We start from the raw sequence: 22,116 nt of genomic DNA, 5'->3' as shown, positions 1-22,116 counted from the left end.
GCGGGCCCGGGCATGAAGCAAGGACAAGGCACGGCATGGCGAAGCGTTGGTATTCGGTTAGCGTCCTCTCGAATTTCGAGAAGAAGATCGCCGAACAGATCCGTCACGACGTGGCCCAGGCCGGTCTCGAGGAAGAGATCGACGAAGTGCTGGTGCCGACCGAAGAGGTCATCGAGGTACGCCGCGGCAAGAAGGTGACGGCCGAGCGCCGGTTCATGCCGGGCTATGTGCTGGTGCACATGGAGATGACCGACCGCGGTTATCACCTTATCAACTCGATCAACCGGGTCACCGGGTTCCTCGGCCCGCAGGGCAAGCCGATGCCGATGCGCGACTCCGAGGTGAACCAGATCCTCAACCGCGTCGAAGAAGGCATCGAGGCGCCGCGCTCGCTGATTACCTACGAGGTGGGCGAGCAGGTCAACGTGACCGACGGTCCGTTCGAGGGCTTCGCGGGCATGGTCGAGGACGTGGACGACGACAACCAGCGCCTGAAGGTGACGGTGTCGATCTTCGGCCGGGCAACGCCGGTGGAACTGGAATTCTCTCAGGTGTCCAAGGAGACCTGAGCGACCGGTGCGTGGCAGCACGCACCTCTTGGCGGAAACGCCATTCGTTCGTGGGAGGCGAGGACGCGCGCGTCCGGACCACACCACGCTAACCAGCGAGGCGCGACGCGTCGTGTCTCGGTAGGGTGCTCAACTTGAGCGCCGATGAAGAAGGAGAGGCCAGATGGCCAAGAAACTCGCCGGCAAGATGAAATTGCAGGTGCCCGCCGGTCAGGCGAACCCGTCCCCGCCCGTTGGCCCCGCCCTCGGTCAGCGCGGCATCAACATCATGGAATTCTGCAAGGCGTTCAACGCCAAGACGCAGGACATGGATCCGGGCGCGCCCTGCCCGACCGTCATCACCTACTATCAGGACAAGTCCTTCACGATGGACATCAAGACGCCCCCGGCGTCGTACTTCCTGAAGAAGGCCGCGAAGCTGAAGTCGGGCGCCAACACCCCCGGCAAGCAGACCGCAGGGACCGTCACCGTGGCTCAGGTCAAGGAAATCGCCGAAGCCAAGATGAAGGACCTCAACGCCAACGACGTCGAGGCTGCAATGCAGATCATCCTGGGCTCCGCCCGGTCGATGGGTATCGAGGTGAAAGGGTAAGTCATGGCCAAGCTTGGAAAACGTACCCGCGCCGCCCGTGAGGCATTCGCCGGCAAGGAAGACGTCAGCGTCGAGGAAGCCGTTGCGCTCGTGAAGGGCAACGCCAAGGCGAAGTTCGATGAGACCGTCGAGATCGCGATGAACCTGGGCGTCGACACCCGCCACGCCGACCAGATGGTTCGCGGCACTGTCGTGCTGCCCAACGGCACCGGCAAGAGCGTTCGCGTCGCCGTGTTCGCCCGTGGCGACAAGGCCGATGAAGCCAAGGCCGCCGGCGCCGACATCGTGGGCGCCGAAGACCTGATGGAAACCATCCAGGGCGGCACCATCGATTTCGATCGCTGCATCGCGACCCCGGACATGATGCCGATCGTCGGCCGCCTGGGTAAGATCCTCGGCCCGCGCAACCTGATGCCGAACCCGAAGGTCGGCACCGTGACCCCCGACGTGGCAGCCGCCGTTCAGGCCGCCAAGGGCGGTGAGGTGCAGTTCCGCGCCGAAAAGGGTGGCGTGGTTCACGCCGGCGTCGGCAAGGCGTCTTTCGACGAGGCGAAGCTGGTCGAGAACATCCGCGCCTTCTGCGACGCCGTGGCCAAGGCCAAGCCGTCGGGCGCCAAGGGCACCTACATGGAAAAGGTCTCGCTGAGCTCCACCATGGGTCCGGGCGTGACCATCGACGTGGCTTCCACGACCGCACAGGCCTGACCGTCGGCCTGAAGAAATTCGAAAAGGGCGCCTGCGGGCGCCCTTTCTCGTTGGAGGCCTCAGGTCTCGACCAGATCGTAATGGTGGATGGTCCGCGATTCGACGATCTCCGCCTCGGCCGGATCGACATGCGCGGAACGGTAATCCTCGCCCACGAAGGCTTTCAGCGCCTCGAGTTCGCGCCAGACCATGACGAAGCTGAACTCGCGCGGGCTTTCGGGGCGCGCCGCGCCGGGAAGAACGGTCAGGCAGCCGTCGGTCGATTTCATCAGCGGAATGGCCGTCTCGTGAAAGAAGCGGCTGAACTCCGCCTCCTTTCCCGGGCGCGTGACGACCTGAAAGATGCGCATGATCATGCAAGAGCCTCCCTTTTGCAGGGTTTCCGCCGCATGACCGCCCCGCGCGGCATCTCCGGCCGCGCGGGGCAATGATACCATATCCGGGGCCGTCTCAGCCCTCGGTCGGCCCGCCGGCCTCTTTCCAGGCGTTGAACCCGCCGACGTTCGACACGTGTTTGTAGCCCATGTCGAGCAGGGTCTTGCCGGTCAGGGCCGCCTGACCACCGGCCCCGCAGACGAGCACGATATCGGCGTCGTAGTGCAGCCGGGTCTCGTGGAACGGGGTGTTCGGGTCGGCGGCGAACTCGATCATGCCGCGCGGAACGCGCACGGCCCCGGCAATCGTGCCCGAATGCGCGATGTCGGAGGAATCCCGCACGTCGAGGAAGACGGACTTGCCTTCCGCATGGCGCGAGATCCCCTCTTCCGGCGTGATCTTCGGCACAACCGCATGTGCCTCTTCGAGGTAGTCGTTGGCGCTTTTCATGGCCCGTCCTTTCGCTGTTTCCCGCCCGTAAACTGGGCATGCGCGAGCGATCCGTCAACGCGGCTTTCCGCTGCCGCCGCTCACGACGCTTTGATCGGCCCCGGCGCTCCGGTATGGAGGGGGAAACAGAACCAAGACCGGGCGGAGCAGTCCCATGCAGATTTCCAGACGCACCATTTCCCTCAGCCTTCTCGCAACCTTCGTGTCGGCCTGTTCGGGCGGCGGGGTCTCCAGCAGCCGCGACACGTCCTCCAGCATGCCCGCGGTGCCGAACCCGGCCTTCGACAGCTGGGTGGCGGGCTTCAGGCAGCGCGCGGCCGCGGGCGGGATCTCGCAGGCGACGCTCGACCAGGCGTTCCGCAATGTCGGCTACCTGCCCGGCGTGATCGAGCGCGACCGCAACCAGACCGAGTTCACCCGCACCCTCGAGGACTACATGGCGATCGCCGCCTCCGACGAGCGGGTCAGCATGGGCAAGACGGCGCTGCGTCAGCACGGCAGCACCCTCGCGGCGATCGAATCGCGCTACGGGGTCGAGCGGCAGGTAGTGACCGCGATCTGGGGGCTGGAGAGCCGCTACGGCACCCGTCGGGGCGACATCCCGACCATCTCGGCGCTTTCGACCCTGGCCTACGACGGCCGCCGCGGTGCTTTCATGGAGAAGCAGCTGATGGCGGCGCTGCGGATCCTGCAGCGCGGCGACATCACCGCCGACCGGATGGTCGGCAGCTGGGCCGGCGCCATGGGCCACACGCAGTTCATCCCGACCTCCTTCGAGGCCTTCGCGGTGGATTTCACCGGCGACGGGCGGCGTGACATCTGGTCGGACAATCCCGCCGACGCGCTGGCCTCCACCGCCGCCTACCTGCAGCGCAACGGTTGGCAGAAGGGGCAGCCTTGGGGGATGGAGGTGCGCCTGCCGGCCGGGTTCAGCACCGGCCTCGCCGGGCGCGGCAACGCCCGCAGCGCCGCAAGCTGGGCCGGGATGGGCGTGACCGACACCCGCGGCCGGCCAGTGCCGAACCACGGCAGTGCCTCGATCCTGATGCCCGATGGCGCCGCCGGCCCCGCCTTCATCGTCTACCGGAACTTCAGCGTGATCCTGCGCTACAACAATGCCGAGAGCTATGCCCTGGGCGTGGGGCATCTGTCCGACCGCATCCTCGGCGGCGCGCCGATCCAGGCCACCTTCCCGCCCGATGCGCTGGGCATGACCATCGACGACCGCAAGGAACTGCAACGGCTGCTGACTGCCAAAGGCTTCGACACCCAGGGCACCGACGGCGTGATCGGCTCAAACACCGAGGCCGCGATCTCCGCCTACCAGCGCAGCGTGGGGCTACCGGTCACCGGGCAGCCCTCGATGGACCTCCTGCGTCGCTTGCGCTGACAGCGGCAGGCGCTCACGGCAAGTTGCTCGCAGCCCGGCTCGACCGGGCCGCGGAGCTCTGGCAGGCTCGAACCATGCGACCGTGGCGTCTGATCCCCCTGCTCTTCCTCATGCTTTGCCTGCTTCCGTGGGGCGCCTATACCGGCGCGCACGCAGCCGGCACGGCGGCGTGGCAGGCGCAGGTGCTGCCAGGCCCGACGGATGACCCGGGCACCGCCCGAGCATCTCTACCGCCCCACGAATGCCGGATCGCCAACTTGCCCGTCACCACCTGCGGGCCGGACCTCGCCCTAGCCTCGGCCCTGGCTGCATGGCCGTACATCGCACGGGCGGCCCCGCTGCGCCCGGCGCCCGGAACCCTGCGGCGCGGCCTGCATCCGCCCGGCCTCCTCGATCCGCCCAGAGACGTCTGATCGCCTCCCCGCCATCCGGCGCCCGATCAACGAAGAATGGACCAATCCAATGTCAATGAACCGACGCAGCTTCCTCGCTGCAGGCGCCGCGGCATCGCTCGCGGCCTGCACGCAACCGACCGCGGAGGCCGTTACCCGCGTCCCCTCCCCGGTGACCGAACCGATCCCGCCGCTGCCGGCATTCTACGGGGCGGTCGAGGGCGAGCCCTATCCCGTGCCCGCCGTTCCCGAAGGCATCGTCCCGCAACGGCTCTGGCGGCAGGAGGTGGACAACCCTTACCCGCAGGAGCCCGAGGGCACGATCATCGTGGATCCGGACGCGGGCTACCTGCACCTCGTCCTCTGCCCGGAACGCGCCCTGCGCTATGGCGCCGGCACCGGCGCGGCCGCCTTCTCGTGGAGCGGCATCGCACGGTTACAATACTCGCGGGAATGGCCCCGCTGGAAGGTGCCGGATTCGATGGCGGAGCGCCGTCCCGAACTCGAACCCTACACCGTGGCCAATGGCGGCATGGACCCCGGCCCCGGCAACCCGCTGGGCGCGCGGGCGCTCTACCTGTTCCAGAACGGTCAGGACACGCTCTACCGCATCCACGGCGCCTGCGAGCCGGAACACCTCGGCAAGGCCGTGTCCTCGGGCTGCATCCGCCTGCTGGACCAGGACGCGATCGACCTGTACGATCGCGCAAAGCAGGGTACGCGTGTCTGGGTTCTCCCGTCGTTGAAACCCCAGAGGCTGGGCGCGCTCTACTGAAACGGGGATCCGGGCGGCTAGCTAGGCGTCCTCGGAGGAACTTCTGCCCTTGGCAAGCGCCGTGTTTCCGACTAAATAAGCCTCTCGCTGATCAGCGTGCGATTCGTCGTGCGCTGATTTGCGTTTCGTCCAAGACGGTGGGTGGCACCCGTGCCTTAATACCCTGCCCGAGACGGGATACGACAAGATTGGCCAGAGGGTTTCCTCGGGCGGTTTGGCGCAGACCCGTAAACGGACCTGAACGCCGGAGACATCCGGCAAACATGAGCCGGGGGGTCAAAAGCCTCCCATACTTGGAGTGAAACTGTGGATAGAGCCCAGAAAGAGAAAGTGGTCGACGAACTCGGCCAGATCTTCGAAAGCTCTGGCGTCGTGGTGGTTGCCCGCTACGAAGGTCTCACGGTTGCAGAAATGCAGGATCTTCGCGCCCGCGCCCGCGGTGCCGAAGCGTCCGTTCGCGTTGCCAAGAACAGGCTCGCCAAGATCGCCCTCGAAGGAAAGCCCTGCGCAAGCATCGGCGAGTATCTGACGGGGATGACCGTTCTCACCTTCTCCGAGGATCCTGTGGCTGCGGCCAAGGTTGCCGAGGACTTCGCCAAGTCGAACCAGAAGTTCGAAATCCTTGGCGGTGCCATGGGGGAGAACGCCCTGGACCGTGCTGGTGTCACGGCCGTGTCGAAAATGCCGTCGCGCGAGGAGCTCATTGCCTCCATCGTCGGCTGCATCGGCGCGCCTGCATCCAACATTGCCGGGGCCATTGGCGCACCTGCTTCGAACATCGCGAGCATTCTCAGCACCATCGAGGAGCGCGGCGAGGCCGCCTGATCGCGAGACCTTCGCGGGGTTGCAATCCCGACGTTGGAACACATCTAGGAAAACGGAAACCATAAAATGGCTGATCTGAAGAAACTTGCCGAAGAGATCGTGAACCTCACGCTCCTCGAAGCCCAGGAACTGAAAACCATCCTCAAGGACGAGTATGGCATCGAGCCCGCCGCCGGCGGCGCCGTGATGATGGCTGGTCCGGCCGACGGCGCTGGCGCTGGCGCTGCCGAGGAAGAAAAGACCGAGTTCGACGTGATCCTCAAGTCCGCTGGCGACAAGAAGATCAACGTGATCAAGGAAGTCCGCGCCATCACCGGCCTGGGCCTCAAGGAAGCCAAGGAACTCGTCGAAGCCGGTGGCAAGGCTGTCAAGGAGCAGGTCTCCAAAGCCGAAGCCGAGGACATCAAGAAAAAGCTCGAAGAGGCTGGCGCCGAAGTCGAGCTCAAGTAATCGGATTGTGATCCCGGTTGCGGGCCGGGTCCGGTATTCCGGGCCCGGCCGAATGTGTCTTGGAGAGGCCCCGGAGGGGGTGCCCGCGGAGCTTCTCCAAGGCGCGGTTCAACAGGTTCGGGAGTTGCCGGTGGGACGGCAACATGAATGGAACCTGGCCCCCTTCATTCGTGAGCGGCGCGCGGCCGAACCCGACGGCGCGTGTGACCCGCAAAAGACGAAAGGTGCATAGACCACATGGCGCAGACCTTCCTCGGCCAGAAGCGACTCCGCAAATATTACGGCAAGATCCGGGAAGTCCTGGAAATGCCGAACCTCATCGAGGTTCAGAAATCCTCCTACGACCTGTTCCTGAAGTCCGGCGACGGCGAGCAGCCGCGCGACGGCGAAGGCATCATGGGCGTCTTCCAGTCGGTTTTCCCGATCAAGGATTTCAACGAGACCGCCGTGCTTGAATTCGTCAAGTACGAGCTGGAAAAGCCGAAATACGACGTCGAGGAGTGCATGCAGCGCGATATGACCTACAGCGCCCCGCTGAAGGTCACGCTTCGCCTGATCGTATTCGATATCGACGAAGACACCGGCGCCAAGTCGGTCAAGGACATCAAGGAGCAGGACGTCTTCATGGGCGACATGCCCCTGATGACCCCGAACGGCACCTTCATCGTCAACGGCACCGAGCGCGTTATCGTTTCCCAGATGCACCGCTCGCCCGGCGTGTTCTTCGACCACGACAAGGGCAAGACGCACAGCTCGGGCAAGCTGCTCTTCGCCTGCCGCATCATCCCCTACCGCGGCTCCTGGCTCGACTTCGAGTTTGACGCCAAGGACATCGTCTTTGCCCGTATCGACCGTCGCCGGAAGCTGCCGGTCACGACCCTGCTCTATGCGCTCGGTCTTGACCAGGAAGGCATCTGCGACGCCTATTACGACACGGTTTCCTACAAGCTGGAGAAGGGCAAGGGCTGGGTCACCAAGTTCTTCCCCGAGCGCGTGCGCGGCACCCGTCCGACATTCGACCTGGTGGACGCCGGCACCGGCGAAGTGATCTGCAAAGCCGCCGAGAAGGTGACGCCGCGGGCGGTCAAGAAGATCCTCGAGGAAGGCAAGATCACCGAGCTGCTCGTGCCCTTCGACCAGATTGTCGGCCGTTACGTGGCCAAGGACATCATCAACGAGGACACCGGCGCGATCTATGTCGAGGCCGGTGACGAACTGACCTGGGAAGTCGACAAGGATGGCGACGTGACCGGCGGTACGCTCAAGGAGCTGCTTGACGCCGGCATCACCGACGTCCCGGTGCTCGATATTGACAACGTCAACGTCGGCCCGTACATCCGCAACACCATGGCGATGGACAAGAACATGGGCCGCGACGGCGCGCTCATGGACATCTACCGCGTCATGCGTCCGGGCGAGCCGCCCACCGTCGAAGCCGCGAGCCAGCTCTTCGACACCCTGTTCTTCGACAGCGAGCGCTATGACCTCTCGGCCGTCGGCCGGGTGAAGATGAACATGCGTCTGGACCTCGACGCCGAGGACACCCAGCGGACCCTGCGCAAGGAAGACATCATCGCCTGCATCAAGGCGCTGGTCGAACTGCGCGACGGCAAGGGCGAAGTGGACGACATCGACCACCTCGGCAACCGCCGTGTCCGCTCGGTCGGCGAACTGATGGAAAACCAGTACCGCGTCGGCCTGCTCCGCATGGAGCGCGCGATCAAGGAGCGCATGTCCTCGGTCGAGATCGACACGGTGATGCCGCAGGACCTGATCAACGCCAAGCCCGCCGCCGCCTCGGTGCGCGAGTTCTTCGGCTCGTCGCAGCTCTCGCAGTTCATGGACCAGACCAACCCGCTCTCCGAAGTGACGCACAAGCGTCGCCTTTCGGCGCTTGGCCCGGGCGGTCTGACCCGCGAGCGCGCCGGCTTCGAGGTCCGCGACGTGCACCCGACCCACTACGGCCGGATGTGCCCGATCGAGACGCCGGAAGGCCCGAACATCGGTCTGATCAACTCGCTGGCCACCTTCGCCCGCGTCAACAAGTACGGCTTCATCGAGACCCCCTACCGGGTGGTCAAGGACGGGCAGGTGACCGACGAGGTCCACTACATGTCCGCCACCGAGGAAATGCGCCACACGGTCGCCCAGGCCAACGCGCATCTCGACGACCAGGGCTGCTTCGAGAACGAGCTGGTGAACACCCGCCAGGCCGGTGAATATACCATGGCCCCGCGCGAAAGCGTCGACCTGATCGACGTGTCGCCCAAGCAGCTGGTCTCGGTCGCTGCCTCGCTGATCCCGTTCCTCGAGAACGACGACGCCAACCGCGCTCTGATGGGCTCGAACATGCAGCGTCAGGCGGTTCCGCTCCTGCAGGCCACCGCGCCTCTGGTCGGCACCGGCATCGAGGAAGTCGTGGCCCGGGATTCCGGCGCCGCGATCATGGCGAAGCGTGCCGGCATCATCGACCAGGTGGACGCACAGCGGATCGTTATCCGCGCTACGGAAGACCTCGAAGTGGGTGATCCGGGCGTGGACATCTACCGCCTGCGCAAGTTCCAGCGTTCGAACCAGAACACCTGCATCAACCAGCGTCCGCTGGTGAAGGTGGGCGACACCGTGGGCAAGGGCGAGGTTATCGCCGACGGCCCGTCGACCGATCTGGGCGAACTGGCGCTCGGCAAGAACGTGATCGTCGCGTTCATGCCTTGGAACGGCTACAACTACGAGGACTCGATCCTGATCTCCGAGCGCATCGCCCGCGATGACGTGTTCACGAGCATCCACATCGAGGAATTCGAAGTGGCCGCCCGCGACACCAAGCTCGGCCCGGAAGAGATCACCCGCGACATCCCGAACGTCGGCGAGGAAGCCCTGCGCAACCTCGACGAGGCCGGCATCGTCTACATCGGCGCCGAGGTCGGACCTGCGGACATCCTCGTGGGCAAGATCACGCCCAAGGGCGAAAGCCCGATGACCCCGGAAGAGAAGCTGCTGCGCGCGATCTTCGGCGAAAAGGCCTCTGACGTGCGCGACACGTCGCTCCGCCTGCCGCCGGGCGATTTCGGCACGGTGGTCGAGGTCCGCGTGTTCAACCGTCACGGCGTCGACAAGGACGAGCGTGCCCTGCAGATCGAGCGGGAAGAGGTCGAGCGCCTCGCCCGTGACCGCGACGACGAGATGGCGATCCTGGATCGCAACATCTACGCACGTCTCAAGGACATGATCCTCGGCAAGACCGCGGTGAAGGGTCCGAAGGGCGTTCCGGCGAACTCGCAGATCACCGAAGACCTGCTGGGCACCCTGTCCAAGGGCCAGTGGTGGCAGCTGGCGCTGGCAGAAGAGGCCGACGCGCAGATCGTCGAGGCCCTGAACGAGCAGTACGAGGCGCAGAAACGCGCGCTCGAGGCCCGTTTCGAGGACAAGGTCGAGAAGGTCCGCCGCGGCGACGACCTGCCGCCGGGCGTGATGAAGATGGTCAAGGTCTTCATCGCGGTGAAGCGCAAGCTTCAGCCGGGCGACAAGATGGCCGGCCGTCACGGCAACAAGGGCGTCATTTCCCGCGTTGTCCCGATGGAAGACATGCCGTTCCTCGCGGACGGCACGCCGGTCGACTTCGTGCTCAACCCCCTCGGCGTGCCGAGCCGGATGAACGTCGGACAGATCCTCGAGACCCACATGGGCTGGGCCGCGCGCGGCCTCGGCCTGAAGGTCGACGAGGCGCTCGACGAATATCGCCGGTCGGGCGACCTGACCCCGGTGCGCGACGCGATGAAGATCGTCTATGGCGACGACGTCTATGAAGAGGGCATCGCCGACATGGACGAGGCGCGCCTCGTCGAAGCCGCCGGCAACGTCGTCAACGGTGTTCCGATCGCGACGCCGGTCTTCGACGGTGCCCGGGAAGAGGGCGTCAACGACGCGCTCGCGCGGGCGGGCTTCGATCTGTCCGGTCAGTCCGACCTCTACGACGGCCGGACCGGCGAGAAGTTCAGCCGCAAGGTCACCGTGGGCGTCAAGTACCTGCTCAAGCTGCACCACCTGGTGGACGACAAGATCCACGCCCGCTCCACGGGCCCGTACTCGCTCGTCACCCAGCAGCCGCTCGGAGGCAAGGCGCAGTTCGGCGGTCAGCGTTTCGGGGAGATGGAGGTCTGGGCCCTGGAAGCCTATGGCGCCGCCTACACCCTGCAGGAGATGCTGACGGTCAAGTCGGACGACGTGGCGGGCCGGACCAAGGTCTACGAGAGCATCGTCAAGGGCGAGGACAACTTCGAGGCCGGCGTGCCGGAATCGTTCAACGTTCTCGTCAAGGAAGTGCGCGGCCTTGGCCTGAACATGGAACTCCTGGATGCGGAGGGAGAGGAATAACGGCCTCTCGCCCGAAACGGGCGGCCTGACGGTCGCCCGGCTCCTCCCTGCCCGCACCATTTCAAGGATTTGAAGATGAACCAGGAACTGACCAACAACCCGTTCAACCCGCTTACCCCGCCGAAGGTCTTCGACGAGATCAAGGTGTCGCTGGCGAGCCCGGAACGGATTCTCAGCTGGTCCTACGGCGAGATCAAGAAGCCCGAGACCATTAACTACCGGACCTTCAAGCCCGAGCGCGACGGCCTGTTCTGCGCCCGGATCTTCGGCCCGATCAAGGACTACGAGTGCCTTTGCGGCAAGTACAAGCGCATGAAGTATCGCGGCGTCGTCTGCGAGAAATGCGGCGTGGAAGTTACGCTGCAGAAGGTGCGCCGTGAACGCATGGGCCACATCGAACTGGCCGCGCCCGTCGCGCACATCTGGTTCCTGAAGTCCCTGCCCTCCCGCATCGGCCTGATGCTGGACATGACCCTGCGCGACCTCGAGCGGATTCTCTACTTCGAGAACTACGTCGTGATCGAGCCGGGCCTCACGGACCTCACCTATGGTCAGCTGATGACCGAGGAAGAGTTCATGGACGCCCAGGACACCTACGGCATGGACGCCTTCACGGCGAACATCGGCGCCGAGGCGATCCGCGAGATGCTATCCATGATCGACCTCGAAGCCACCGCCGAGCAGCTCCGCGAGGAGCTCAAGGAGGCGACCGGCGAGCTGAAGCCCAAGAAGATCATCAAACGCCTGAAGATCGTCGAGAACTTCATCGAATCCGGCAACCGTCCGGAATGGATGATCCTCACCGTCGTACCGGTCATTCCGCCCGAACTGCGCCCGCTGGTGCCGCTCGACGGCGGCCGCTTCGCCACGTCGGACCTCAACGACCTGTATCGCCGGGTGATCAACCGGAACAACCGCCTCAAGCGGCTTATCGAGCTGCGCGCGCCGGACATCATCATCCGTAACGAAAAGCGGATGCTGCAGGAATCGGTCGACGCGCTGTTCGACAACGGCCGTCGCGGCCGGGTCATCACCGGTGCCAACAAGCGTCCGCTCAAGTCGCTTTCCGACATGCTCAAGGGCAAGCAGGGCCGCTTCCGCCAGAACCTTCTGGGTAAGCGCGTCGACTTCTCGGGCCGTTCGGTCATCGTGACGGGCCCTGAACTCAAGCTGCACCAGTGCGGCCTGCCCAAGAAGATGGCGCTCGAGCTGTTCAAGCCGTTCATCTACTCGCGGCTGGAGGCCAAGGGCCTGTCCTCGACCGTGAAGCAGGCGAAGAAGCTGGTGGAGAAGGAGCGTCCGGAAGTCTGGGACATCCTCGACGAGGTGATCCGCGAGCACCCGGTTCTGCTGAACCGCGCGCCCACGCTGCACCGTCTCGGCATCCAGGCCTTCGAACCGGTGTTGATCGAGGGCAAGGCGATCCAGCTTCACCCGCTGGTCTGCTCGGCCTTCAACGCCGACTTCGACGGTGACCAGATGGCCGTGCACGTGCCGCTCTCGCTGGAAGCCCAGCTGGAAGCGCGCGTTCTGATGATGTCGACCAACAACGTGCTGTCGCCCGCCAACGGCGCGCCGATCATCGTGCCGTCGCAGGACATGATCCTCGGTCTCTACTATGTCTCGCTGATGCGCGAAGGCATGAAGGGCGAGGGCATGATCTTCGGCGGCATCGAGGAAGTCGAGCACGCGCTCAACGCCGGCGAAGTGCACATGCACGCCAAGATCCAGTGCCGCGTGCCGCAGATCGACGAGCATGGCCAGGAAGTGCTGAAGCGCTACGAGACCACGCCCGGGCGAGTGCGGCTTGGCGCGCTGCTGCCGAAGAACGCCAAGGCGCCGTTCGACCTCGTCAACAAGCTCCTGAAGAAGGGCGAAGTCCAGAAAGTCATCGACACCGTCTACCGCTATTGCGGCCAGAAGGAATCGGTCATCTTCTGCGATCAGATCATGTCTATGGGCTTCAAGGAGGCCTTCAAGGGCGGCATCTCCTTCGGCAAGGACGACATGGTGATCCCCGACAACAAATGGGAGATCGTCGACAGCGTCAAGGAGCAGGTCAAGGACTTCGAACAGCAGTACATGGACGGCCTGATCACCCAAGGTGAGAAGTACAACAAGGTCGTCGATGCCTGGTCGAAGTGTAACGACCGCGTCACCGAAGCCATGATGTCAACCATCTCGGCCAAGCGGTTCGACGAGAACGGCGCCGAACTCGAGCCCAACTCGGTCTACATGATGGCCGACTCCAAGGCGCGGGGCTCGGTGACCCAGATGAAGCAGCTTGGCGCCATGCGCGGCCTGATGGCCAAGCCGTCCGGCGAGATCATCGAGACGCCAATCATCTCGAACTTCAAGGAAGGTCTGACCGTGCTGGAGTACTTCAACTCCACCCACGGCGCCCGGAAGGGTCTTTCGGACACCGCGCTCAAGACCGCGAACTCGGGCTACCTGACCCGCCGCCTGGTGGACGTCGCGCAGGACTGCATCGTGCGTCAGAACGATTGCGGCACCGACAAGGCGATCACCGCCGAAGCGGCCGTCAACGATGGCGAAGTGGTCTCCTCGCTGAGCGAGCGCATCCTCGGCCGGGTCGCCGCGGACGACATCCTGCGTCCAGGCACCGACGAGGTGATCGTGGCCAAGAACGAGCTGATCGACGAGCGCAAGGCCGACGAGATCGAGCAGTCCGGTCTGGCCAGCATCCGGATGCGGAGCCCGCTGACCTGCGAGGCCGAGGAAGGCGTCTGCGCCATGTGCTACGGGCGCGACCTTGCACGCGGCACCATGGTCAACATCGGCGAAGCGGTCGGCATCATCGCCGCGCAGTCGATCGGTGAACCCGGCACCCAGCTGACGATGCGGACCTTCCACATCGGCGGCGTTGCCCAGGGTGGTCAGCAGTCGTTCCAGGAAGCCAACCAGGACGGCATCATCGAGTTCCGGAACCCGAACCTTCTGGAAAACGAGGCCGGCGACCAGATCGTCATGGGCCGCAACATGCAGATCGCCATCATGGACGATCACGGCGTGGAGCGGGGCAGCTTCAAGATCGGCTACGGCACCAAGGTCTTCGTCAAGGAAGGCGCCAAGGTGGCTCGGGGCGACAAGCTCTACGAGTGGGACCCGTACACCCTGCCGATCATTGCCGAGAAGGCCGGCACCGCGAAGTTCGTCGATCTCATCTCCGGCATCTCGGTCCGCGAGGACACCGACGAAGCGACCGGCATGACCCAGAAGATCGTTTCCGATTGGCGTTCCGCGCCCAAGGGCAACGAGCTGAAGCCGGAGATCATCATCGTCGATCCGGAAACCGGTGAACCCGTTCGCAACGAGGCCGGCAACCCGGTGACCTACCCGATGTCGGTGGACGCGATCCTCTCGGTCGAGGAAGGCACGCAGGTCAAGGCCGGCGACGTTGTGGCGCGGATCCCCCGCGAAGGCGCGAAGACAAAGGACATCACCGGCGGTCTGCCGCGTGTGGCCGAGCTCTTCGAAGCGCGTCGTCCGAAGGACCACGCGATCATCGCCGAAGCCGACGGTTACGTGAAGTTCGGGCGCGACTACAAGAACAAGCGCCGGATCTCGATCGTACCCGCCGACGACACGCTGGAACCCGTCGAGTACATGGTGCCCAAGGGCAAGCACATCCCGGTGCAGGAAGGCGACTTCGTGCAGAAGGGCGACTACATCATGGACGGCAACCCGGCGCCGCATGACATCCTGTCGATCATGGGTGTCGAGGCGCTCGCCGATTACATGATCGACGAGGTGCAGGACGTCTACCGGCTCCAGGGTGTGAAGATCAACGACAAGCATATCGAGGTGATCGTTCGCCAGATGCTGCAGAAGTGGGAGATCCTCGACTCTGGCGAGACGACGCTGCTCAAGGGCGAACATGTCGACAAGTCGGAGTTCGACGCGGCCAACGAGAAGGCGATGAAGGACGGGCGTCGCCCGGCCGAGGGCGAGCCGATCCTGCTCGGGATCACCAAGGCTTCGCTCCAGACCCGGTCGTTCATCTCGGCGGCGTCCTTCCAGGAGACCACCCGCGTGCTCACCGAGGCTTCGGTCCAGGGCAAGCGCGACAAGCTGGTGGGCCTCAAGGAGAACGTCATCGTCGGCCGCCTGATCCCGGCGGGCACCGGTGGGGCCACGCAGCGCGTGCGCCGCATCGCCCAGGAGCGGGACCAGAAGGTCATCGAGGCGCGCCAGGCCGAGGCCGAAGCCGCTGCGGCCCTGGCCGCGCCGGTGGACGACATGGCCGGCAGCGATCTCGACGATGCCTTCATCGTCGACACGCCGGAGAGCCGCGATCTCTGATCGCGACGCCCGGTAACGGCTCATGCCTGGGCCTCTTCGACCGAGGCACTTTGAACAACAGACTGGGACGGCGAAGAAATTCGCCGTCCTTTCTGTTTTCGCGACTGGCTTGCACCCCGACCTACTCGTCGCCAACCGCCGTTGGTTGCGTCCATCCGGATCCGGACCAGACTTGGCTCGAGAGAATTCCTCGCCCCGTTCCGAGGTCCGGCAGGGCAGCGCCGGTTGACCCCTTTCCATGTCGTGCAGCACGACCGCCGCGACATCGCGTGGGGTCGGATAGCCCCCTGTCGGCTCATTGCGCCGGACACTCATGCCTTCAGGATCGGCAGATACGCATCCGAGACTTGGCGCACCTTTCGCGCCCGTCACCCCGCGAGTCGGATTGATGACTGCCCATTCTCAATGGATGCCCCCCGGTCTGTGCGGATCGATTGTGCGCCCTGGCACGGCGCGGCTTGTCATTGGCGGCCGATCCGCTAGGCCCTTGAGCATGTTCGAGAACCGCATCACCGCCGTGGCTACGGCCATCGTCATCGCGACCGGCGCGCTCTGGGGCTTCTACTGGCTCCCGGTGCGCAGCCTGATGGATCTGGGTCTCGGCGGTGCCTGGGGAACGGTCGCGATCACGCTCGGGGCCGCACTGCTGCTCGCCCCGCTGGCGCTCGCCGATCTCCGGCAGATCGCTCGCGCCGGACCGGTGGTGCTGATCTCCATCGCGCTCGGCGGCGCGGCCTTCGCGCTCTATTCCATCGGATTCGTCTATGGCCGGGTCGCCATCATCATCCTGCTCTACTTCCTGACACCGGTCTGGAGCACGCTGATCGGCCGTTTCGTCATGGGCTGGATGACGCCGCGCCTGCGCTACGTCGCCATCGGCGTGGGCCTGCTGGGGCTCGGGGTGATGCTCGGCGCGGAAGGAGTCGTGCCGATCCCGCGCGGGCTGGGCGAGTGGATGGCGCTTGCCGCCGGCATTCTCTGGTCTGTCGCCACCACCGGGATCCGCGCGAAATCCGAGCTCGGCGCCGCCGCCTCCTCTTTCGTCTTCGCGCTTGGCGGGCTCGCCGCGTCGCTCATCCTCGCCCTCGCGCTTTCGCCGCTGCCAACCCTGCCCCAGGGCACGGATCTGCTGAAGGCGACCGGCATCGCCCTGCTGACCGGCGGCCTCTGGTGGGGCCTGTCGCTCGCCGGGCTGATGTGGGCCGCGGTCCGGCTGGAGCCGGCGCGGGTCGGCCTCCTGCTGATGATGGAAGTCCTCGTGGGCGCGGTCTCCGCCGCCGTGCTCGCCGGGGAAACCCTGCATCCGCTGGAGATCGTGGGCGGCGCGCTCGTGCTCTGCGCCGGTATCCTGGAGGTCTGGCCGGTGCGGCCGCGTCGCACGACCCAGGCCCGCTGACGCGGTCAGCTCTCCGCAAGCACCTCGCGCAGCGACGCCTCGATATGGCCGCCGCAATAGCTCGAGCCCCCGAAGCGCCTATCGAAATCGCGTCGCATCTCCGCAATGCGGGGCGTATCGGCGACCCGTCGTGACAGCGCCGCAACGGCCGGGGCGTGCGTGTCGAGCAAGGGCGCGAGGGCGGGAAGCCGTTCGGTCATGGTGACCCAGAGCGCCGCCGTCGCAAGGTCGGCCAGCGTCGGCGCGTCGGTGCCAAGCAAGCTGCCGCCGCCCACCGTCAGCCCGTGCCAACGCCCGGTCACCTCGAAGATCTCCATCCAGCGCGGCAGGCGGCTTTCCGCAAAGTCGTCCCACGCCTCTTGCGTCCACATCTCGCGACCGCAGTTGCAGGTGACCTCCTCAAGCACGTCATTGGCGTCGCCAAGAACCTTGAGCGTCAGAGCGCGCAGCTCCGGAGCCTCCGGCAGCAGGCCATGCTTCTGCCCGAGATAGGCAAGGATCGCCGGAAGCTGGGAGAGCCAGAGCCCGGCACCGTGATCGTGCAGAAACGGCGGCGCCATGAAGGGGATCGGCTGCTCGGAGGCCGGCGCCTCCTTCAGCGCCAGCAGCGCCTCGGTCGGGGCTTCCTCCCAGATTGCTCCGGCGTGGGCCAGAACGTAGCGGATGAAATGCCCCCGGAACGGGATGGGCCAGTAGTAGAGCGTGTAATCGGCCACCATTCTTCCCTCCCTGCGCCCGTCCTCCGGCGCGGCACCGCCCCCAGGAACACCCCGGGAGCGGCGGTCTGTCTCAGAGGCTCGGGTAGACCGGGAAGCGGGCGCAGAGCTCCATCGCTTCCGCCTTCACCTTCTCCTCAACCTCGGAATTGCCGTCCTCGCCGTTGGCCGCGAGGCCATCGACCACCGCGACGATCATCCGGGCGATCTGGCGGAACTCTTCCTCGCCGAAGCCGCGGGTGGTGCCGGCGGGCGTGCCGAGGCGGACGCCGGAGGTGACCATAGGCTTCTCGGGATCGAACGGGATGCCGTTCTTGTTGCAGGTGATGTGCGCGCGGCCTAGCGCCTTCTCGGTGGCGTTGCCCTTCACCGACTTGGGACGCAGGTCGACCAGCATGACATGGGTGTCGGTGCCCCCGGTGACGATATCCAGCCCACCCTTCATCAGCTCGTCGGCCAGCGCCACGGCGTTGGCGCGCACCTGGCGCTGGTAGGCCTTGAACTCGGGACGCAGCGCCTCGCCGAAGGCCACGGCCTTGGCGGCGATTACATGCATCAACGGGCCGCCCTGGATGCCGGGGAAGATCGCCGAGTTGACCTTCTTGGCGATCGCCTCGTCGTTGGTGAGGATCATGCCGCCGCGCGGGCCGCGCAGGGTCTTGTGCGTGGTCGTGGTGGCGACGTCGGCATAGGGGAAGGGCGACGGGTGCTCGCCCGCGGCCACGAGGCCGGCGAAGTGGGCCATGTCGACCAGCAGGTAGGCGCCGACGCTGTCGGCGATCTCGCGGAAGCGCGCGAAGTCGATCTGGCGCGGAATGGCGGAGCCGCCGGCGATGATCAGCTTGGGCTGATGCTCGGTCGCCAGTTGCTGGATCTGGTCGTAGTCGATCAGGCTGTCCTGCTGGCGCACGCCGTACTGGATGGCGTTGAACCACTTGCCCGACTGGTTGGGCGCCGCACCGTGGGTCAGGTGGCCGCCGGAGGCGAGGTTCATCCCGAGGATCGTGTCGCCCGGCTTGATCAGCGCGGTGAACACCCCCTGGTTGGCCTGGCTGCCCGAGTTCGGCTGCACGTTGGCGAAGGCACAACCGAAAAGCTCCTTGGCGCGCTCGATGGCGAGGTTCTCGGCGATGTCGACGAACTGGCAGCCGCCGTAGTAGCGCCGACCCGGGTAGCCTTCGGCATACTTGTTGGTCATCACCGAGCCCTGGGCTTCCATCACCGCGCGGCTGACGATGTTCTCCGAGGCGATCAGTTCGATCTCGTCACGCTGGCGACCGAGCTCCAGCTGGATGGCCTTTGCGATCTCGGGATCGCTGTCGGCAAGGGTCTCGGTGAAGAATCCGGTATCAAGGCTCATTGGCAGGCTCTCCAGCTCAGGCGCCCGATCTGCGGGCGATGTTTCCTTGGGGGGGATGTAGCCCAAGCCGGCCGAGGACAAAAGGCCCCGAACCGACCGACAGGGGCTGGTGCGCGTCAATATGCAAGGCTTGCGTTTCCGATCCCAGCAGGAGACCAATGATGCGGAAACCTCCGCCACTCGCCCGGGAGCGCCACATGACCAAGATCGCCTTCATGGCCAGCCGTGCGGAGATCGCGGAATCGGCGCGCAAGACGCTGACCGATGCCTACGGCAACCACGATCCGGAAGACGCCGATTTCGTCGTCGCCCTCGGCGGCGACGGTTTCATGCTGCAGACACTCCACGACACCCAGCATCTCGACACCCCGGTCTACGGGATGAACTGCGGCACCGTCGGCTTCCTGATGAACGAATACGCCCCCGGCGGGCTGATCGAACGGCTCGACGTGGCGGAGGAGGAGGTGATCCACCCGCTGGCGATGCGCGCGGTCACGCCGGACGGCGACGTGCACGACGCGTTGGCGATCAACGAGGTCTCGCTGCTGCGACAGGGGCCGCAGGTCGCCAAGCTCAGGATCTCCGTCGACGGCCGGGTGCGGATGGAGGAGCTGGTGGCTGACGGCGCGCTGGTCAGCACGCCGGCGGGCTCGACCGCCTACAACTATTCCGCACACGGCCCCATCGTCCCGATCGGCAGCCAGGTGCTTGCGCTGACCGCGATGTCGGCCTTCCGCCCACGCCGCTGGCGCGGTGCGCTGTTGCCAAGCGCGGCCGAGGTCCGGTTCGACGTGCTGCAGCATGAGAAGCGTCCGGTGATGGCCGAGGCCGACAGCCGCTCGGCGGTGCGCAACGTTCTGACAGTGGTGATCCGGAGCCGTCCCGAGATCCGTCATCGGATCCTGTTCGATCCCGGTCACGGACTCGAGGAACGGCTGATCCGCGAGCAGTTCGTCTAGTCGCCCCCTGACGGCAGCACCTCTTCGTGAGCCTCCCCGCGCCCCCAGGCCTCCCGCTTGCGATAGATTGTCGAGGGAGCCACATCGAGTTCCCGCGCTGCCTGCGGCACCGATCCGCCATTGCGGCCAATGGCAGCCTCGATGGCGATGCGCTCGATCTCGGCCAGGGTGCGCCCGGCCAGCGCGCTGTCCATCCCGCCACCGATCTCCGTGCCATTGCCCGGGGCCAACGGGATTGGCGTTGCACAGCCCATGCCGCTCGGAAACATTTCCGGCTCCACCACGAACCCGTCATGATGCGCCACCACCGCCTGCAGCGCATTCGTCAGCTGCCGGACATTTCCGGGCCAGGGGCAGTCAAGCAGCGCCTGCCTCGCCCGGCCGGAAAATCCTGTAAACTGCTTGCCCTCCTCCCGGGCGAATTCTCCAAGCAGGTCTTCCGCTATCTCGACGATGTCGCCGTTCCGGTCCCGCAACGACGGCAGATGAAGCGGGATCACATGCAAGTGGTAGAAGAGATCCTTGCGGAAACGGCCGGCGCGCATCTCTTCGAGAGGATCAAGATGGGTGCCGCAGATCAGGCGCACGTTCACCTTTCGCATGAACGGAGACCCAACGGGCCGGATGGTCGCGGATTCGAGGCAACGCAGGAGCTTGAACTGCAAGCTGCTGTCCAGCGCGCAGATCCCGCCCAGATAGAGCGTTCCCCCGTCGGCGGCGGCGATGGCACCGTCCGTATCCGGCACACCGGCGGCCCCGACCCGGCCGAACAGCTCGACTTCGGTTTCCTCAGAGGAGACGCCCTTGCAATCCAACGCCACGAAGGGCCCCTCTCCGCGGCTTGAAACGGCATGGATCGCGCGGGCGCTGAAGTATTTTCCGGTGCCCGGCTCGCCGGACAGGAACACCGTCGCCATGGACCGGGCCACCGCCTCCACCGTCTCGCGGATCGCCGCGATCTCCGGCGCGCTTCCAGTCAGCCCGCCAAGCCGGAACAGCCGGGCCTTGAGCTCGCTTGCCTCTCCTTCGGTCCAACCCGGCCTGCGAGCCGCGTTCTCCACCGCGTTCAGCAGGTGGCGTTCGTCGAAGGGCTTCAACAGGAAGTCGAACGCGCCATCCCGCATCGCCTGCACGGCGCCCGTCACCGAGCCATTTGCGGTGACAACGATGACCTTGCTGTTCGGGCGGAGCGCCAGGCATTGCCGCATGAGTTCCAGCCCGTCGCCATCCGGCAGGCCGAGGTCGAGCAGGATCACGTCGAACGGCCGTCTGCGGATCTCCGCCAACCCTTCCGCCATGGTGCTCACGCAAAACAGGCGATGGCCGGCACGTTGCAGGACGGCCTTGTAGAGGAGGCAGTGGGTCTTGCTATCCTCGACGGCGAGCACATCCGTCATTGGCAGCCGCCCGACCCGGCCTGTCCGTGGCGTTCCACGCACTTGCGGATGCGCTCCCGCAGCGCATCGATGTCCTGCAGGATCCTGCCGGCAAGCGCCCGGACTTCCGGCATCGCGCCCGCATCCCGCGCGAGCCGGCCGATGTCCCGCGCGGCATCCTCGAGCGCAAGCGCGCCAGCCGTGCCCGCCAGTGCCACCAGAACATGCGCCGCCTTCCGAATCTCATCACTTGCGCCGGCCTCCACTGCCTCGTGCAGCGTCCCGTGGGTGACGGCGAAGTCACTCTCCAGTTGAACCAGGATCTCCGTCCGAGGTCCGTCCCCGGAAACGTGGAGCAGGTGCTCGAGCCGCTGGGCGCACGAGGCGTCGGATGCGGTTCCGTTCTCTCGTCCAAGCACGCGGGCAAGCGTCCGGCTCAGCACCCCGACATCCATGATCGGAGTTTCCAGCACCGCGCCGATGCCCAGAATCCGGAGCATTTCAGGGTCCGGCACGACGCGACCGGTGGCAACCGCCACCACCGGAACCGCCGCCTGCGGACCATCCATTCGGCGGATCTCGCCGAGCAGGGCGTCGACGGCCTCCGGCCAATCCGGGAGCTGCAGGATCATCGCGTCGAAATGCTGCGATGCGAGCCGCTTCAATGCGTCAGCGGCGTCGGTCGCGAGCGTCACGACCACGCCGAGATGGCGGAGCATCTGGCAGAGCGCCCCCTGCCCGAAACCTTCGGATCTGCAGAGCAGAATGCGACTGCCCGAGATGTCCGCGTCGCCGGATGTGGTGGCAGGGAGGGCACAGTACGGTGTCTCGGCCGGCCAGCCCGCCGGCTCCGGCGTCCGTGTCTCGTCTAGCACCTCGCCAATTGCCCGGGCGAGGTCCGCAGCACGGCCGCGAAGCATTTCGAGGTCCCGACGCGCACCCTGGGCGAGCGGCCGGTCTCTCAACGCAAGAATGGAACGGCTCGCGGCTTCGAGGCCCTGGCGTATGTCGTCCACACACGGCGCTTCCTCGCCCGACGCCGAGGCGGTTTCGGCCGGGCGGGACGGTTCTGGAGGCGAATTCGGACTC

The 22,116-nt window shown here is 65.7% G+C and carries 17 protein-coding genes; 11 read left to right on the top strand and 6 right to left on the bottom strand.

Features of this window, described 5'->3' with window-relative positions:
• Positions 1–35 precede the first annotated feature (35 nt).
• From nusG to rplA, 3 genes are all read left to right on the top strand, one after another.
• Positions 36–569: a transcription termination/antitermination protein NusG gene (gene nusG, locus ACFQ2S_RS16305; protein ID WP_386076052.1), complete on the top strand. Its 534-nt coding sequence runs from the start codon at positions 36–38 to the stop codon at positions 567–569.
• A gap of 163 nt (positions 570–732) precedes the next feature.
• The gene (gene rplK, locus ACFQ2S_RS16300) at positions 733–1,161 is read left to right on the top strand and encodes a 50S ribosomal protein L11 (protein ID WP_386076050.1); all 429 of its coding nucleotides are present in this window, start codon (positions 733–735) and stop codon (positions 1,159–1,161) included.
• 3 nt (positions 1,162–1,164) lie between these two features.
• Complete coding sequence (gene rplA, locus ACFQ2S_RS16295) at positions 1,165–1,866, top strand: 50S ribosomal protein L1 (protein WP_386076049.1); 702 nt, start codon at positions 1,165–1,167, stop codon at positions 1,864–1,866.
• Between the two features lie 59 nt (positions 1,867–1,925).
• On the opposite strand, the gene ACFQ2S_RS16290 is transcribed toward rplA, so the two are convergent.
• Both ACFQ2S_RS16290 and ACFQ2S_RS16285 read right to left on the bottom strand, forming a co-directional pair.
• Positions 1,926–2,222: an antibiotic biosynthesis monooxygenase family protein gene (locus ACFQ2S_RS16290; protein WP_386076048.1), complete on the bottom strand. Its 297-nt coding sequence runs from the start codon at positions 2,220–2,222 to the stop codon at positions 1,926–1,928.
• Between the two features lie 94 nt (positions 2,223–2,316).
• Positions 2,317–2,691 (bottom strand): rhodanese-like domain-containing protein, encoded by a 375-nt coding sequence (locus ACFQ2S_RS16285; protein WP_089235450.1) that lies wholly within the window; start codon positions 2,689–2,691, stop codon positions 2,317–2,319.
• A 154-nt stretch (positions 2,692–2,845) separates the two neighbouring features.
• On the opposite strand from ACFQ2S_RS16285, the gene ACFQ2S_RS16280 reads away from it, so the two are divergent.
• From ACFQ2S_RS16280 to ACFQ2S_RS16250, 7 genes are all read left to right on the top strand, one after another.
• The gene (locus ACFQ2S_RS16280; protein ID WP_386076047.1) at positions 2,846–4,081 is read left to right on the top strand and encodes a lytic murein transglycosylase; all 1,236 of its coding nucleotides are present in this window, start codon (positions 2,846–2,848) and stop codon (positions 4,079–4,081) included.
• A 462-nt stretch (positions 4,082–4,543) separates the two neighbouring features.
• Positions 4,544–5,248, top strand: a complete 705-nt coding sequence (locus ACFQ2S_RS16275; RefSeq protein WP_386076045.1) for a L,D-transpeptidase — start codon at positions 4,544–4,546, stop codon at positions 5,246–5,248.
• A 306-nt stretch (positions 5,249–5,554) separates the two neighbouring features.
• Positions 5,555–6,073, top strand: a complete 519-nt coding sequence (gene rplJ / locus ACFQ2S_RS16270; RefSeq protein ID WP_386076044.1) for a 50S ribosomal protein L10 — start codon at positions 5,555–5,557, stop codon at positions 6,071–6,073.
• A gap of 66 nt (positions 6,074–6,139) precedes the next feature.
• Positions 6,140–6,523, top strand: coding sequence for a 50S ribosomal protein L7/L12 (gene rplL / locus ACFQ2S_RS16265; RefSeq protein WP_386076042.1), 384 nt, complete (start codon positions 6,140–6,142; stop codon positions 6,521–6,523).
• 237 nt (positions 6,524–6,760) lie between these two features.
• The gene (rpoB, locus tag ACFQ2S_RS16260; RefSeq protein ID WP_386076041.1) at positions 6,761–10,897 is read left to right on the top strand and encodes a DNA-directed RNA polymerase subunit beta; all 4,137 of its coding nucleotides are present in this window, start codon (positions 6,761–6,763) and stop codon (positions 10,895–10,897) included.
• A 75-nt stretch (positions 10,898–10,972) separates the two neighbouring features.
• The gene (gene rpoC, locus ACFQ2S_RS16255; protein WP_386076040.1) at positions 10,973–15,220 is read left to right on the top strand and encodes a DNA-directed RNA polymerase subunit beta'; all 4,248 of its coding nucleotides are present in this window, start codon (positions 10,973–10,975) and stop codon (positions 15,218–15,220) included.
• A gap of 493 nt (positions 15,221–15,713) precedes the next feature.
• Positions 15,714–16,616 carry an EamA/RhaT family transporter gene (locus ACFQ2S_RS16250; protein WP_386076039.1) on the top strand — a complete coding sequence of 301 codons (903 nt, stop codon included), beginning with the start codon at positions 15,714–15,716 and terminating at the stop codon, positions 16,614–16,616.
• Between the two features lie 5 nt (positions 16,617–16,621).
• Here ACFQ2S_RS16250 and ACFQ2S_RS16245 read toward each other — a convergent pair whose 3' ends face one another.
• Together ACFQ2S_RS16245 and glyA are read right to left on the bottom strand one after the other, a co-directional pair.
• On the bottom strand, positions 16,622–17,335 hold the full coding sequence (locus ACFQ2S_RS16245; protein WP_386076038.1) for a glutathione S-transferase family protein: 714 nt from the start codon (positions 17,333–17,335) through the stop codon (positions 16,622–16,624).
• 70 nt (positions 17,336–17,405) lie between these two features.
• Positions 17,406–18,692, bottom strand: coding sequence for a serine hydroxymethyltransferase (glyA, locus tag ACFQ2S_RS16240; RefSeq protein WP_386076037.1), 1,287 nt, complete (start codon positions 18,690–18,692; stop codon positions 17,406–17,408).
• A 197-nt stretch (positions 18,693–18,889) separates the two neighbouring features.
• On the opposite strand from glyA, the gene ACFQ2S_RS16235 reads away from it, so the two are divergent.
• Positions 18,890–19,651, top strand: coding sequence for an NAD kinase (locus tag ACFQ2S_RS16235; protein WP_386076035.1), 762 nt, complete (start codon positions 18,890–18,892; stop codon positions 19,649–19,651).
• On the opposite strand, the gene ACFQ2S_RS16230 is transcribed toward ACFQ2S_RS16235, so the two are convergent.
• Positions 19,648–21,048: a sigma-54-dependent transcriptional regulator gene (locus ACFQ2S_RS16230; RefSeq protein WP_386076033.1), complete on the bottom strand. Its 1,401-nt coding sequence runs from the start codon at positions 21,046–21,048 to the stop codon at positions 19,648–19,650. The genes ACFQ2S_RS16235 and ACFQ2S_RS16230 overlap by 4 nt on opposite strands.
• On the bottom strand, positions 21,045–22,043 hold the full coding sequence (locus ACFQ2S_RS16225) for a hypothetical protein (RefSeq protein WP_386076031.1): 999 nt from the start codon (positions 22,041–22,043) through the stop codon (positions 21,045–21,047). The genes ACFQ2S_RS16230 and ACFQ2S_RS16225 overlap by 4 nt, the downstream gene beginning before the upstream one ends.
• Between the last annotated feature and the right edge of the window lie 73 nt (positions 22,044–22,116).

It is taken from the genome of Tropicimonas aquimaris (assembly GCF_042676185.1).
Taxonomy (GTDB): Bacteria; Pseudomonadota; Alphaproteobacteria; order Rhodobacterales; family Rhodobacteraceae; genus Tropicimonas; species Tropicimonas aquimaris.
The sequence above is the reverse complement of the archived record's forward strand: the minus strand, read 5'-3'. Positions and strand labels throughout refer to the sequence as shown.